Source organism: Bacteroidota bacterium (assembly GCA_016713925.1).
In the GTDB taxonomy this organism is placed as follows: domain Bacteria; phylum Bacteroidota; class Bacteroidia; order AKYH767-A; family OLB10; genus JAJTFW01.
The window spans coordinates 1,303,760-1,319,448 of record JADJOH010000007.1 but is presented as its reverse complement, the minus strand read 5'-3'; the positions used below and the strand labels follow the sequence as shown (position 1 = coordinate 1,319,448).

Genomic DNA, 15,689 nt, shown 5'->3' with positions numbered 1-15,689 from the left:
TCCTAACAAACCACACATAAAACCATACTCCAACTTTTGAGACTCTTAACTCAATATCTTAACAAAATCACCCCTCTTTCCAACCAATGCATTCAAAGGACACTTCGGACTTCCTAACTATTAATTAGTCACAAAAGCAAAAGCATCACTAAAGCTGCCGTTGCTTTGCTTAATTCTCACGCTTCCAAACTGAACATCTGAGTACGCAAAAATTCCGAGTTGCAAGATCAGCTTATTGCCTGTTCTGCTCCATACATATCCTGCAGGAAGTCCGGAAGTTTGGTCATAGGTAAAACTGTAATTAAACAGGTCATTAACTCCTGAATTGGAACCCAGTTTAATCTCTATCAAATCAACTTGGATGGTATCGGCTAAAGTGATAAACATCGTCCCAACTACACTATCATTTACAGGAACTGTGGTGGTGACATAGGCATCTATAGGAGTTTGTGCCTGCGCTATAAATGTCGCTGCCGAGAATAAAACAATTAAAAGACCATGGCGAAGAAATTTGGTAGTTTTCATGGAAAATAGATTTTATGTTGATTCAAAAGTAAAAGTAATTTTTCAAAAACAAATTTTTTCATGTTAAGTTTTCATTAATCTATGAAAAAATCCAAATGGTTAAGACCTAAATGTTCCGGTTCTATAATATTCAAATTGAAAATTCCAATGAAAATAGGTAACGAGCTTGATGGATTACGGGTTGTCAAGGTTTTCCTCCAGGGATGTAGCAAAAGTTGGCGAACACTATGGATTTGGGCAATCCAAGGCAACGAGGCTGTACTTGCTCAACCCCTGCTCGCTTTTGCAATGGTCGCTATCGATCAGGTGCCAATGCACGAAACAAACCTGTCTCCTTCCAAAGAGAGCAACACATCGCGAGGCTTCGCAATCAAATCTTCAATCCTGTCTCCTGCCAGAGAGATCAACACATCGAGGCTTCGCGATCAAATCTTCAAATCTTCAAACCTGTATCCTGCCAGGGAGATCCACACATTTTCAAATCTTCAAACCTGTCTCCCGCCAGGGAGATCAACCCATTTTCAAATTTTCAAATTAACCCATTTTCAAATTTTCAAATCATCCCATTTTCAAATTAACCAGCAATCACTTTATTAATATAATCAATAATTTCTTTCTCCATCTTCATCGCATCCGCTTCAATTTTTGCTGCTTTACCAAGGATTTCTTCCAGGAAGATTTTGTCAGTGAAACCTCCGGCATTGATACGGACATTCATATGAGCCCCGATGACGGCTGTGCGTGCACAGAGCGCTCCTACACCGGCGTCGGTGATAGAGTTTGGATTTCCTTTTTCAACCATGGCTTTCATTACGGTCATGCTGTTGAAGGCGGTTTCCATTACCTGAAATGGAATTTCAATGGCTTTTCGGGTGGCGGATTGAATGGCTGCTTTTCGTGCGGCTTTTTCCTCGTCAGTGGCTTTTGGGAGTTTGAAAGCCTCCATGATGCCGTTAAAGGCTCTTGTATCTTCATCCACCAGATGCAGCAATTGCTTTTTATACACTTGTCCTTTTTCTGCCCATTCGCTGAATTCTTCCCATTGGCTTTCCCATCCTTTTTTAGACGAGCTGAGGTTAGCCACCATCGTACCCAACGAAACACCCAGTGCACCGACATAGGCCGATATAGATCCTCCTCCCGGTGCCGGTGATTCACTTGCGGTTTCATTGGCAAATGCCACCAGATTCATATCGATCAGTTGCCGTTGATTTTCTGAAAGCTGATATTCGATGATGCGTTGTTTCGGATCAAAGGGTCCCAGTTCATCGAGTCCCATGGATTTGACGGCAATATGTATCAATTCTTCATCACTCACTCCGGCGCTGAGGCGTTGCTTCTTCAGAAAATATTTTCCTGCTTCCAGCATGGCCGATAAGGGCACAAGTCCGACCAACTCCGAGCCCGTCACACGTTGTCCGCGGCGATGGGCACTCTCATAGCATTCTTCAAAGACAATATGCAAGGGCGTTTCTCTGAATTTTGTAATGTTGATGGACACCTGCGCAATGCCGTATTCGTCGATATACCAGCCGATCGCTTTAACTCCTTTCAATGAACCGGGAATCCGTATTTCGTTACCGGCGCTGTCCAGGATTTTATTTCCTTTCTCATCCACTTTTATTCTTCCTGCTTCACGGATATCAAAAGCAACACTGTTGGCTCTCTTTACCGATTTCGTATTGAGGTTAACGTTATAAGCGATGAGAAAGTCGCGGGCACCAATAACGGTAGCTCCTGTTTTTGCAGGAAATTCGGCAGGTCCGAAATCAGGTTTCCATTGAGCTTCCTTGATTTTCTTAAAAAATCCTTCGTACTCACCGGCACGTATTACCGAAAGGTTGCTGCGTTCTTTATTGGGTTGTGCATCTTCATAGAGATAGACGGGAATGTTTAACTCTTTCCCTACCCTTTCAGCGAGTTTTTTACTCCATGCCGCTGTTTCTTCCATGCTGATGTTAGCAACGGGGATAAAAGGGCATACATCGGTAGCGCCCATGCGGGGATGTTCTCCTTTATGTTTGCTCATGTCGATGAGTTGTGCTGCCATGGCTATTGCACGAAATGCGGCTTCTACAACAGCATCCGGTTCACCGACGATAGTGACTACCGTTCTGTTGGTAGCATTACCCGGATCAACATTTAATAGTTTAACGCGTTCAACGGAACGGATAGCGTCAGTGATTTGTTGGATAACATTTTGGTCTTTTCCTTCGCTGAAGTTAGGAACACATTCGATGAGTTGTTTCATAGAAATTTAGGTAGAAGTATTAATTTGCGGGTCAATAAAACTTTAAAGGGGCCGCAGATTATTATGATGGTTATGATTTTTTATGATTATTTTTTTGATGAGGTGAAATTCTATTATTTAACAGTATATATCAATTCAAAGGGAACGCTGATTAAACGGATTTTAGTGATTTACGCGGATTTTTGTGATTGATATTCCATCGTGGGTGAAATGGATTTTATATATTTAAGCAGAGTTTTTGTTGTTGCGGGCTTTGATATAATCGCAGATGAGATAAGCGATGAGTTTACCGGTTTTGAGGGCGGTTTTGATATGAGAAAGGACGGGAGCGGCTTCGGCGAGATGGAAGTATTTTACATCCGATTGTTCAGCTACCCAATGTACATATTGGCGGGCTTGCAGGGTGGTGAGTCCGCTGGAAGTTTTTGCACTGGAGGGGATGTTTTGTATGGTGTCGAGATCGAGTTCGAGGCCGATGGGAAGATGTTTGGTGAAGGCGATGGCCCGGTCCACGGCTTCTTTGAAGGTCAGTTTTTCACGAATGAAAATATCTTCAAACCAGGAGGCGTCGAGGCGTTCATCGCCGGTGATTTTTTCGAGGACAGCAGAGGAATTGAACATCTCATGTAAACCAATCATAGCATAACGGTGCAGATAGCCGTCGTGAAGGGCGTAGCTGAAGCCATTGCCGCTATGTCGACCTTCCATCGGACGTAAATCACTATGGGCATCACAGTTGATACAACCAATTTCTTGGGTTCCGGTTTTATTTAAAGCGAGTGCTGTTCCTTTCAGATTTCCATAGGCGTTATTATGTCCGCCGCCAATTAGGATGGGTTCTTTGCCGGCAGAAACGATGGCTGCGATGACAGGATAAACGGCATCATCAATTTCATTTACGAGTTCACGAGAACGTTCCAGGTCTGCTGCTTTTTGTACGTCGAGGTTTTTCATTGCATTCATGGCTGCAGTGAAATCAATATGTCCGAGGACAATAATTTCCTCTCCATCCAATGTCTGATTACTTTGGGTATTGAGCAACGTTGACAATGCGGGAATCCATGCGGAGTAAGCACCGCCACGACCGAAGTTCGCTCTTACACCGACATCTTCCGGTAAACCCAGCAGCACATACTTGCCGGACATTTTATCCAGCATATCGGGCCAGTTCGACCGATAGGCCCAGGGAATAGTTTGGATCTTTTCTCCGAGTCGTGTTTCTCCCTGTCGAGGGCGAACCAGTTCTGCGATACGAAGTGTATCATAAATCTGCAGCGACATCTCCATTCACCTATTGTTCTTCGCCATTTAAAAATACTTTTTCCACTAAATCACTTCCAAAGGCATAAGGAAGATAAGCGGGAGAGGGCATTTTCTTCGTGATAAAGAGATTGGCTTTTTTACCTTTCACCAGACTTCCGGCCAGATCCATTACTCCCATAGCATAGGCGCTGTTTAAGGTGGCTGCGTTAATGGCTTCTTCAGGACTCATGCCGAGATAGAGACAGGCGAGTGAACAGACGAAGGGCATTTTACCATTTGGACAAGAGCCGGGATTGTAATCTGAAGCGAGTGCGACGGGGAGTCCGGCATCTATCATTTTTCGGGCGGGCGGGTAATGAATTTTCAAGAAAAATGCAGTTCCCGGCAAGAGTGTCGGCATCGTATTGCTATTGAGCAGGCAGGCTATTTCTTCATCACCTGTGCATTCCAGATGATCTACAGAAAGTGCATTGTGCTTCACTCCTACCTGAATACCTCCCGAAAAATCAAGTTCATTGGCATGAATCTTTGGCTGGAGTCCACGTTTGCAACCGGCCTCGAGAATGCGATCTGTTTCTTCCACCGTAAAAAAGCCACGGTCGCAAAAAACATCGTTGTAATCCGCAAGACCTTCTTCAGCAATTATTGGTATCAAATCATTTACCAGCATATCGATGTATTCCTTCCTGTTCTCTTTAAATTCTGCGGGTAATGCATGTGCACCGAGGAAGGTCGCTTTAATAATTAACGGAGAGGTTTCTTTCAGCCGTTTAATCACATGCAACATTTTTAATTCAGCTTCGAAACTAAGACCGTATCCGCTTTTTATTTCGATGGCACCTGTACCGGTTTTTATCACTTCGTTCAGACGTTCCAGAGCGCTGTCATATAGTTCTGATGCTTCCGTGTTTTGTAGAAGCTTTGCAGAATTCAGGATGCCCCCACCCCGCCGGGCAATCTCTTCGTAGCTGAGACCATGAATCCGATCCACAAACTCCTTCTCGCGAGACCCTGCAAAAACGACATGAGTATGAGAATCGCACCATGCCGGGAAAATATATTTACCTTCTGCATCGATGACATCATTCACAGGAGTATGAAAGGGTTCATCCATATTACCGATATCACAAATTTTATCTCCTTCAATCACGAGCCATGCATTCTCATAGACGGGCAATTCCTTCATATCCTTTCCGCGCACCACATGACTGCGTCCGTGTTGAACAATACCTTTGGCGTTTATAATTAGTTTTCTGTTCATATTTATTTTTTTCTAAAAGGTGTTTCACCTTTAAGTTTCATAATGCCCACATAAAAATACAGCATTGTCGCCAACAAGTGTGCAAAAGGTAAAGCCTTCTTTCCCACTTCAAAATAATGAAAAGCAATAAAAAGCTGAACTGCACCTTCTAATAGAAAAATCACTCCTTCCCCATTTTTTAAAAATTTTTCAACACGATGATGAAAAACAGCTACAAGTAGCATGAGGAATCCTGTAATAAAATAAAACCAGGGCGAACCATGCCAGCGATCAATTTCATTTATCCCGTGCAGAATCACTACAAAACCTGAAATATAGTGAGCTAATTTGTAGAAATTTTCCTTCTTCATGGCACCCCCAATATTAGCGCAAAATGTGTAAAGGAAGGGCGGGGTAGTATTCAAACACGGACTGATTTATCAACTATTGTTTTTCTAAATGATACTTTTCTGAAAAAAAGGATGTTAATAAACAGTATGGTTTTGAAGCTTTTCAGAGCTGGTAAAAATCTAATTTTACAGAAATGGAATATATACTTCTGGAAATAAATATTCAGCCACTTGACCCTTTTCGTGATCTGCTTTCTTACCAATTGGCAGAGAAAGGATTCGATATGTTTGAGGAGACCGGGACCGGATTAAAAGCATATGCGCCATTGCGGTCCTATGATCCCGTTCAGGTAAAGGAAGTATTCAGCGATTGCGAACAGCTGGGGTGCAGGATTAATTATCGGGAAGAAAACATCCCCTGGAAAAACTGGAATGAAGAATGGGAGAAAAATTTTCAACCGGAAATCATTGCGGATCGAATTTATGTACGGGCAGAATTTCATCCACCCAATCCGGGGTTTCCCATTGAAATTCTTATTCAGCCAAAAATGGCTTTCGGAACCGGTCATCATCCCACTACTGCTCAAGTCATGGAAATGATGTTGGGCATGGACTTCAACGGAAAAAAAGTGATTGATATGGGTTGCGGGACAGGGATACTGGCAATTTTGGCTGTCAAACGCGGAGCAATTTCTGTTATTGCCATTGATAATGATGCCAATGCTGTAGAAAACAGTCGCGATAATGTGTTAAAAAATGAGGCGGCGAATGTGATCGTTTTAGAGGGAGAAGCCGCGGCTCTTAAGGATAAACAATGTGATATTTTTATCGCGAACATCAACCGCAATATTATATTGACCGATCTGCCGTTATACAAAGCGTGTATGTCTGCCGGCGGGGAATTAATTACCAGTGGATATTATATTCAGGATTTACCGATGATTCAAAAGAAGGCCCAAGAACTCGGGTTTGAATATAAAGATCATACGGTGGATAAGGAATGGTGTTGTGCAAGGTTTGTTCTTTAGTTGCTACCGGCTGCCAGCTACCGGCTTCCGGCTACCGGCTACCGGCTACCGGCTTCCGGCTACCTGCTACCGGCTACCAGCTTCCGGCTACCTGCTTCCGGCTACCTGCTGTAGAGAAGAACTTCAGGCTATGTGAAAAGGTGGAGAACTTTTGGCTGTATGTTAAAGATAAATTATTAGAAGAATTAATCTTAAGTAAAAGATTTGAACAGCATTGATGTATTCGATAAATGTAAAATTACCTCTCGAAAAAAAAATTAACTATTAGCCCAAAAACAAAAGCTGGTGGCCGGTAGCCGGAAGCCGGAAGCAAAAAATATTATTATAATAATTACAATATATCCACAATGAAAATGCAATTCTTGAAGATAAAATTGATCGGACTTCTACTCCTACTCGTCACACTCGAGGGAAATGCGCAGGCACCGAAGTCGTTTAGTGGTGATCCCGCAGCTTTTTTTAAGGAATTGAAGGGGTATATGGAATTGACGAATAAGAAGGAAACCGAGAAGGTGATGGATAAGTTTGAGGAGATGTGGCTGGAGGAACCGAAATTCTCAGGCGAGCAACAAAAAACGATCATTGCGACTGCTAATGATATGCTCAAAAAAAGGATGAAGCCCTATCCTGACTTTAGTAACTATGTGGCCGCATTGATGGCGTTCAGTAATTCCGGCAGAGATCATCAGGTTTTTGTGAACTGGCACAATAGTCTGGAGAAAATGCTGGCCGGTACTTCGAAGCGGTATAGTGATTATATTGAAAATGTGGCGGGACTTTTTACTGCCAATATTTTATATGAATCCGGATCTACCAAATGGGTGGCAGGTACATCGGATTACCTTTTCGAATTTGACACCGTGCCGCGCATTAGTTTTCCGGTGATGGATCTTACCTGGTATGCCAAGGGTGATAGCAGTACGGTTTCCGGAATAAAGGGCTATTATTATCCATTGACAAAAACTTTTGTGGGTAAGGGCGGAAAGATGTTTTGGACCCGAGCCGGATTGAATCCAGCCTCCGTATATGCTGATTTGATAAGTACCAACATTGTTCTTACCGGTTCAGAATGGGGAACGGATAGCGCAATTTTTTACAATAAGCAAATTTTTAAAGAGGGCTTGAGAGGAAAAGTGCTGGATAAAATTCTGGCAAATAGTACTCCTGAGACAGCTACTTATCCTCGCTTTAATTCCTACAATCTGCAATTAGGAATTAAGGAAATTGTTAAGGACGCCGACTATCTGGGCGGATTCGCTCAGCATGGCAGTAAAATGATTGGGGCGGGTACAAAGGAACAGAAGGCCACCTTAACTTTTAAAAGAGATAAGAAAGCCTTTCTGGTTGTTTCCTCAAGGAGTTTTGTAGTGCGGCCGGATCGCATCAGCTCCGACAATGCGGCCTTTGTTTGCTATTTCAATGAAGATTCGATTTTCCATCCTTCATTGGAGATGAAATACATCAGCAAGGACCGTGAGCTGAGTTTAATCCGATCGACCAATTCCGGAATTACCATGCCGTTTTTTAACTCTTTTCATCAGATGGATATGTATGTGGATGCGATCTATTGGAAAATTGACGACCCCTTGATGGAATTGAAGATGTTGAGTGGACAGGGCGAAAGCAAGATGGTATTGGAATCCAATAATCTTTATACCGATGAGCGCTTTCAGAAAATGCAGGGTATTGCTGATGTGAGTCCCTTGTTTACTTTAAAGCAGTATGCAGAGAAAAACAGTCGCTACATTAACTCCGTCGATTTTGCCAAGTATCTTCGTGTGAGTGAGCAACAGGCGCGTTCCCTCTTGATTTTTCTTGCCAACAAGGGTTTTGTGAGTTATGATTTTGAAGAGGATGTGGCTACAATTAACGATAAATTATATTATTATCTGGCAGCACGAAGCAATAAAACCGATTACGATAAGATCGAAATCGAGTCGGTGATTTCTGCCATACCGAATGCAAAATTGAATCTGATGAATTTTGAGATGGACATGCAAGGTGTTGGCAGGATATTGTTGAGTGACTCGCAACAAGTGTGGATAGCACCGGTGAATCAGGAAATGCGATTGCTGAAAAACAGAGATATTGAGTTCAATGGCAGAGTACATGCCGGAAGGAGTGATTACTATGGGAAGAAATTTAAATTTGTATACGACCAGTTTCGGATAGATTTAGCCAATGTCGATTCGATTCGTTTGAAGGTGGTTTCCGATACAGAATTTGATGAGAACGGGAATCCTAAACTGATTCCGCTGAAGAGTACTTTGCAGAACGTTACCGGGCGTATCTTTATCGATAGTCTCACCAATAAATCGAGCAGAAAAAGTTATCCCTCCTACCCCATTTTCGTGAGTGATAAAGAAGCTTTTGTTTATTACGATCATCCTTCTATTTATAACAGTGTGTATGCACGCGATAAGTTCTATTTTAAGATGGAACCTTTTACGATCGACTCTCTCGATAATTTCTCTGCCGGAGGATTGAAGTTCAAAGGTGATTTTGAGTCCGGCGGCATCTTCCCTACTATCGCGGAAACTGCGATCATTCGTCCGGATTACTCCTTTGGATTTGAGCGGGAAAGTCCACCGGAAGGTTATCCAATGTACGGTGGAAAAGGAAAGTACTTTAATCATATTGATCTCAGCTATGCGGGACTTGTGGGCGATGGAAAAGTAGAATACCTGAGCTCTTCTTCTGAATCAAAAGCAATTGTATTCTTCCCCGATTCAACTAATATGGATCAGGCACAGTGGGATCTGCGCAAAGAGACCATTGCCGGTGTTGGATTTCCACAAGCGAACGGGTCAGGAACAGCAATCAACTGGCGCCCGAAGGAAGATCGGATGTTTGTGTATAAGCAGGCATCTAACCTGGAGGTCTACGATAAAAATGTTACGGTCAACGGAAACCTCGTTCTTGCCAACAAAGGACTTGGTGGTAATGGTGATGCTTATTTCCTCGAATCGGAACTGTACTCGAAAGACTTTTGGTTTAAACAGGATGCCTACGGGGCAGATACTTCTGATTTCAAGCTGAAGTCGGATGATGCGTCGGTATTGGCGATTCAGACTAAAAATGTAAAATCCAGGATTGATCTGGTCAAACGTTTTGGTGATTTCATCTCTAACGGAAAAGGTTCGTTTGTCAGTTTTCCGCTTAACCAATACATCTGTTTTATTGCGCAGTTTAAATGGTTTATCGATAAACAAGAGGTTGAATTTGGTGATGACTACAAAGACAATACGAAGTTGAATATTGAAGGCTCTGATTTCGTATCCATCAACCCCTATCAGGATTCGCTGCGATGGAATGCCGGACTGGCGAGATATAGTCTGATTGATTACCTGATCAAAGCAAGGAAGGTGAAAGAAATTCTGGTGGCCGATGCTTCTATACTCCCGAATGACACCGCAACCATCGTCATTGAGCGAAATGCCGTCATGCGCCCGTTGAATGATGCGAAGATTATTGCCAATACCACCACAAAATACCATACCATCACTGAAGCGGTGATCAATGTTCTGGGAAGAAAAAGCTATACCGCGAGTGGGAAGTATGCGTATACGGATCAGGCCAAGGTTAAACATTCCATTACGCTGGAACGCATTGCGATTGATACCTCCTTACAAACCTATGCCAGTGGGGTCATTCCTGACAGTAGTAATTTCCTGTTGAGCACTAATATTCAGTACAAGGGAAAAGTTAATATCATGGCGGCCAATCCGCTCTTGAATTTCGATGGATTTGCTAAAGTCAATCATCTCTGCGAAGAGAAGCTCCCTGCCAACTGGTTTGGATTCAGAAGTGACATCGATCCGGGTGGAGTGAATATTCCGATTACAGAAGCAAAGAATGAGAACTATGAGAAATTGTCAGTGGGTATTTCATTGTCCTCTGACAGCACCGGATTTTATTCTTCATTCCTATCACCCAAAAAGCGAAATGCAGATGCGGATCTGATAACAGCAAATGGGGTGCTCTCCTATGATGCTAAAGCAAAAGTGTATAAAGTGGCCTCAGCAGAAAAGATAAAGAGCCCGGATGGTCCCGGAAATCTGGTTCAGTTGAATGATGCGAATTGTGTGGTGTATGCGGAAGGGCAAATGAATCTGGCTACAAATTTCGGACAGTTTAAAATGACAACAGTCGGAAATGTAACCAATAATACCAATAACGATTCTACTCAGTTTGATGTACTGGTAGGAATGGATTTCATGTTTAACAACGATGCATTAAAGAGCATGGTGGAATTAATAACCGGTAATCCTACCCTACAACCCACTGCGGATACGCGAACAACATGGGTGCGCGGAATGAAGGAAATTCTGGGTATAGAAAAGGCAGACAAGATGATTTCGGAATTCAGTTTATATGGAGCTCCTAAACGTCTGCCGCAGGAACTACAGCAAACCTTATTCCTCACCGACTTAAAATTATATTGGGATAAGGAGGTGCAATCTTTTAAATCAAGAGGACCCATTGGCGTAGGATTCATTGGCAAGGAAACCATCAGCCGGCAATTGAAAGGGTATTTCGAAATACAAAGGAAAAGAGGCAGCGAAGTATTTAATCTCTACCTCGAATCAGATAACGCTACCTGGTGGTACTTTAACTACTCCCGTGGTATCATGCAGGTCATCTCCTCCGATAATAAATTCAATGATGCTATTAACGGTATGAAACCCGAGAAACGAGTTGCTGAATCGAAAGGAGATACCCCTCCCTATGAGTTCATGCTGAGTACTGATCGCAAAAAAGCAGAGTTTGTAAAGAAATTCCTGGGGCAATAGCAAGAAAAGAAGATTTGCTGTGAGCAGGACCAGTAGTTGAAGTAAACTGTTGATCCTCTTGCGTTTAATAAGATTTTATGGAGGAGTATGGCTGCACTGATGTGCATAGAAAACCCTCGCCCCATCTTGTTATCTATGTATTGTATATCAGTATTTTATGAGATAATAAATACAGTCTGAGACAAAGAATTATTCCTGACTTAACATTAATGTAATATCTTTGGCAGCAATGATTAGTTTCAGCAATCTGAGTTTATTGATTATTGCCTACATGATGGGGTCTATTCCCTCAGCCGTTTGGATTGGAAGAATGTTTTATGGAATAGATGTCAGAGAATACGGAAGCGGGAATGCAGGAGCAACCAATACATTTAGGGTTTTGGGTAAAAGAGCGGGATTGCCGGTTCTCATTCTGGATATATTAAAAGGGTTCTTTGCCGTTAAACTCGCCTTCTTAACCGGAATGTATTATCCCGGAACACAACAGTTTATTAATCTGGAATTGAGTTTAGGTATGGCTTCTTTAATTGGTCATATTTTCCCCTTATTCGCCGGTTTCAGAGGTGGAAAGGGAGTAGCCACATTACTGGGGATTTTATGTGCCGTACACATTGGAGCGGCTTTAATTTGTGCCGGAGTTTTTATCGTGACCCTGATGTTAAGTCAATATGTTTCTTTAAGCTCCATGATGGCAGCATTGACTTTTCCTATCTCTATCATGTTCATCTACCATGAAACAATGCCGGGCCTGAATATTTTCTCCATGTTTGTTTGTGTGTTGGTTTTAATAACCCATCAGAAGAATATTGAACGGTTAATTCGCCGGGAAGAAAGTAAAATTGATTTTCTCCCACGAAGAAAAATGGGCTGATCAGCTTTTTGTTGTTTTTTAACTTTTCATCTGCACTAAATCCTTGCTAGTCAAACGTGTCTGCTCTTCTTAAAAACGAATGCAGCGCAATATTTATGTTAGAAAACCACCCTTTTTGTCCCGGTTTTGAACAAGAATGTCTTTCAAATTGTAACCGCAATTTATCACTTCCCGTATATAAGGGGCGTTAAAACCAAATCGGACAATGAAAAAAAGGCTAGTTACCGTTGTGCTATTAGTATTTGCAGTATTTGCTACAATAGGGACGATAAATGCGGGCGGAGTATCAGAACATCAACGGTCAAAGACTGCTGAGAAATACTTTCTTGCAAAACAATATGAAAAGGCAGCACCCTTGTATGCTCAATTGGTGAGTTCGAATCCCAAGAATTTCAAGTACAATTATTATTATGGTATTTGTCTGACGATAATTGGAAAGGACAAAAATCAAGCACTTCCTTATTTGGAAATGGCTATTCAGAATCCCAAAACTCCTGAAGAAATCTATTACTATATAGGACGAGCGTTACATTTCACCTATCGCTTTGATGATGCGATGAGAGCATTCACTGAATTCAACTCTATCATTGGTGCAAAGAATGCAGGGAAATGGGGTACACCACAATTAATGGAAATGTGCAATAATGCCAAGCAGTTTTTAGATACGACCAAACTTTCTAAAATTCAGGAAAGAAATGAAAGTGCGGCGTATGATTTTTATAATAAATATGCATTTAACAGTCCTAATGGAAAGTTACTCAGTATGCCGGATGAGATTGCGCAAAATACCAAGAGTCAGGGTGAAGAGCGTCCTACTATTTTCTTAAGTTCTAATGGAAGAGTGATGTATTACAGCTCCATTAGTCCCGAGACCAGCAGCAGAGATATTTTCCGGGTGGAAAAAGACCTTGATGGAAATTGGTCCGCCCCTATTCGGTTAGACAGAATGATCAACGGTCCGCAAGATGAACTTTTCCCCACCTGCAACAGCGATGGTCGCATTCTTTATTTCAGTTCACGCGGACATTCATCCACCGGTGGTTTTGATATCTTCAAATGTTATTACAATACGGTAAGTAAAACCTGGACAAATCCCGAAAATATGGGAAGTCCGTACAATTCACCGGATGATGATTTTTGTTTTGTTGCATCAACACCGGAACAAACCGCATATTTTACCAGTCAGCGCGAGACAGCACCGGGAACTTTTACAGTTTATAAAGTCCCCTACTCCAATACAGAAGAACTGCCTATTGCCATAAATGGCAAATTCAATTGTGTAGGTCAGCCGAATCTAAAATCAATTCATTTAGTGATTTCACGTGATGGTGAACAAAATATCGTTTCTGATTTGATGACAGATTCCATTAGTGGAGCTTATGCAGTAGAATTACCGGGGCCCGGTACTTATGCATTTAAAATTGAGGCGCCGGGATTTCAGCCGCATACTGAGGAAATCCGTTTCGGTGAATTCAGCGATCGTATTTATGTGCAGGATATCTTCCTGAGCCGAAGTGTGAATGGCATGGAAGATCTGGCTATTTCGAATCGCCGGTTAACGGAATCAGGACTTATCGATGAGTCGCTTACTGCCAATATGGAAGAAGATGAAAGTACTACTCCCGGAATTTACTCAGAAGCCCAAATGGCCGCTATGAAAGTGAGTGGACTTACACCTGAAATGATTGCTGAACGAAGAGCAAATCCTGATGGAATGCATCCAAATTCACCGGGTTCAGGTACCAATAGAAATCAAACAAATGGCACAGGTATAAACTCCTCTGAAATGAATAATAGTTTACGCGGTGGAATCATATACAAAGTACAGATTGGGGCGTTTAGAAAACACACCAGAGAAATTGTTCAGAAGCGATTGGAAAAGAAAACAGATAAAACCATGTTAACGAGTTACGATGATTTAACCTGGTTGCGTTTCTTTATGGGTGCAGAAGGAAATTATAAATCAGCCAAAAACTTGCGTGAAACCTTGCGGCAGGCCGGCTTTGGAGATGCCTTTATTGTCGCTTTTAAGGAAACCAAGCCGATGAACCTCTCGGAAGCCATTAAAATAACCCGAGCCAATAACACGGCCAATACCGATACAAACGATTGAAATTAAGTTATATATGAACTTAAAGAGTCCTGATTTCAGGGCTCTTTTTTTTGTTAAAATAAAATCAGAAAATTGATTTGTTCACATCGGATTGATCTTTTTACCTTTGAGGTATTGAAGATAACTATGGTTCAGAACTCACATAAACCTTATCAGCAGGAAGATCTGTTATTAGAAGAAGAAGTTGACCTCGAAAATCAACTCGTTCTTTACAATGATGATGTAAATACTTTTGACTGGGTGATCGAAAGTCTGGTCTCTGTTTGCAAGCATGAGCGAGATCAGGCTGAACAATGTTCGATGATCATACATTATAACGGAAAATGTTCCGTTAAAGAAGGTAACTTTGACAAACTTCGGCCGATGTGCGAAGCGCTGCTCGATCGCGGCTTGAGTGCTACCATCGAATAAATCTGATCCGTGAAAAAAACAACACTTCTATTTGCAAGCATTACCTGCTGTTTCGTACTACTACTTGCCTGTTCAAAAGTACCCATTACCAATAGAAAACAAGTAAGCCTGATTCCGGAAGGTGAGCTTATTTCTTTAAGTCTCACCGAGTATCAATCGTTTTTAAAGGCTAATCCTCCGGTTGCTGCATCAGATCCTCAAGCCACTATGGTGAAACAGATTGGAAGTAAAATTCAGCAATCTGTGACCAAATACATGGCGCAAAATAAGCTGAGCAAGAGGTTAGAGGGTTTTAAATGGGAATTCAATCTTGTCAATGATAAAACTATCAATGCCTGGTGTATGCCCGGTGGAAAGGTGGTCGTTTACACGGGTTTGCTCGCCGTAACTCAAACGGAAGCGGCTCTGGCCATGGTGATGGGTCACGAAATTGCACATGCCGTTGCGCGCCATGGTAATGAACGGATGAGTCAGCAATTGATGACTCAGGCCGGTGGTGTTGCTTTAGGTGTTGCATTACAAAATAAAAGTGCTGAGACGAAAGCAATTTTTCAAACCGCTTACGGTGCGGGAGCTGCGGTTGGACTCATTCTCCCCTACTCCCGACTTCATGAAACGGAAGCGGATAAGCTCGGATTGATTTTCGCAGCCATGGCCGGCTATGACCCTCGTGAAGCGCCAAAATTCTGGCAGCGAATGGCGGCTAAAGGAGGCGCAAAACCACCGGAGCTGTTGAGCACACATCCCAGTGATGCGAACCGCGTGAAAGAACTGAATAAATTTATGCCCCAGGCATTGAAGTACTATAAGCCCTCGTAAGTTTATCTCCATCTTAAAATAAATC

At 42.3% G+C, this 15,689-nt stretch carries 12 protein-coding genes; 7 read left to right on the top strand and 5 right to left on the bottom strand.

Translation table 11 applies throughout. The features are described from left to right. Nucleotides 1–120: 120 nt before the first annotated feature. From IPJ86_13805 to IPJ86_13785, 5 genes are all read right to left on the bottom strand, one after another. Complete coding sequence (locus tag IPJ86_13805; GenBank protein MBK7888312.1) at nt 121–525, bottom strand: hypothetical protein; 405 nt, start codon at nt 523–525, stop codon at nt 121–123. A gap of 574 nt (nt 526–1,099) precedes the next feature. Next, nucleotides 1,100–2,776 carry a glutamate formimidoyltransferase gene (gene ftcD, locus IPJ86_13800; GenBank protein MBK7888311.1) on the bottom strand — a complete coding sequence of 559 codons (1,677 nt, stop codon included), beginning with the start codon at nt 2,774–2,776 and terminating at the stop codon, nt 1,100–1,102. Nucleotides 2,777–3,001: 225 nt separating this feature from the next. Further along, a complete protein-coding gene (locus IPJ86_13795) occupies nt 3,002–4,057 on the bottom strand; it encodes a formimidoylglutamase (GenBank protein MBK7888310.1) in 1,056 nt (351 codons plus the stop codon). A gap of 10 nt (nt 4,058–4,067) precedes the next feature. Next, nucleotides 4,068–5,300 (bottom strand): imidazolonepropionase, encoded by a 1,233-nt coding sequence (locus IPJ86_13790; protein MBK7888309.1) that lies wholly within the window; start codon nt 5,298–5,300, stop codon nt 4,068–4,070. A gap of 2 nt (nt 5,301–5,302) precedes the next feature. Next, a complete protein-coding gene (locus IPJ86_13785) occupies nt 5,303–5,650 on the bottom strand; it encodes a DUF308 domain-containing protein (protein ID MBK7888308.1) in 348 nt (115 codons plus the stop codon). Nucleotides 5,651–5,823: 173 nt separating this feature from the next. Between IPJ86_13785 and prmA the strand changes: the two genes are divergently transcribed. The 7 genes from prmA to IPJ86_13750 all read left to right on the top strand — a co-directional run bounded on the left by prmA (nt 5,824) and on the right by IPJ86_13750 (nt 15,664). Beyond that, entirely contained in the window at nt 5,824–6,657 is an 834-nt protein-coding gene (prmA, locus tag IPJ86_13780) for a 50S ribosomal protein L11 methyltransferase (protein ID MBK7888307.1), read from the top strand. Beyond that, nucleotides 6,630–6,875 carry a hypothetical protein gene (locus IPJ86_13775; protein ID MBK7888306.1) on the top strand — a complete coding sequence of 82 codons (246 nt, stop codon included), beginning with the start codon at nt 6,630–6,632 and terminating at the stop codon, nt 6,873–6,875. Before prmA ends, IPJ86_13775 begins: the two co-directional genes overlap by 28 nt. A gap of 129 nt (nt 6,876–7,004) precedes the next feature. Next, nucleotides 7,005–11,450 (top strand): hypothetical protein, encoded by a 4,446-nt coding sequence (locus IPJ86_13770; GenBank protein ID MBK7888305.1) that lies wholly within the window; start codon nt 7,005–7,007, stop codon nt 11,448–11,450. Nucleotides 11,451–11,679: 229 nt separating this feature from the next. Continuing rightward, nucleotides 11,680–12,321 (top strand): glycerol-3-phosphate 1-O-acyltransferase PlsY, encoded by a 642-nt coding sequence (gene plsY, locus IPJ86_13765; GenBank protein ID MBK7888304.1) that lies wholly within the window; start codon nt 11,680–11,682, stop codon nt 12,319–12,321. Nucleotides 12,322–12,526: 205 nt separating this feature from the next. After that, nucleotides 12,527–14,434 (top strand): PD40 domain-containing protein, encoded by a 1,908-nt coding sequence (locus IPJ86_13760; protein MBK7888303.1) that lies wholly within the window; start codon nt 12,527–12,529, stop codon nt 14,432–14,434. A gap of 126 nt (nt 14,435–14,560) precedes the next feature. Then, the gene (locus IPJ86_13755; GenBank protein MBK7888302.1) at nt 14,561–14,845 is read left to right on the top strand and encodes an ATP-dependent Clp protease adaptor ClpS; all 285 of its coding nucleotides are present in this window, start codon (nt 14,561–14,563) and stop codon (nt 14,843–14,845) included. Nucleotides 14,846–14,854: 9 nt separating this feature from the next. Next, nucleotides 14,855–15,664, top strand: a complete 810-nt coding sequence (locus IPJ86_13750) for a M48 family metallopeptidase (protein MBK7888301.1) — start codon at nt 14,855–14,857, stop codon at nt 15,662–15,664. Nucleotides 15,665–15,689 lie beyond the last annotated feature (25 nt).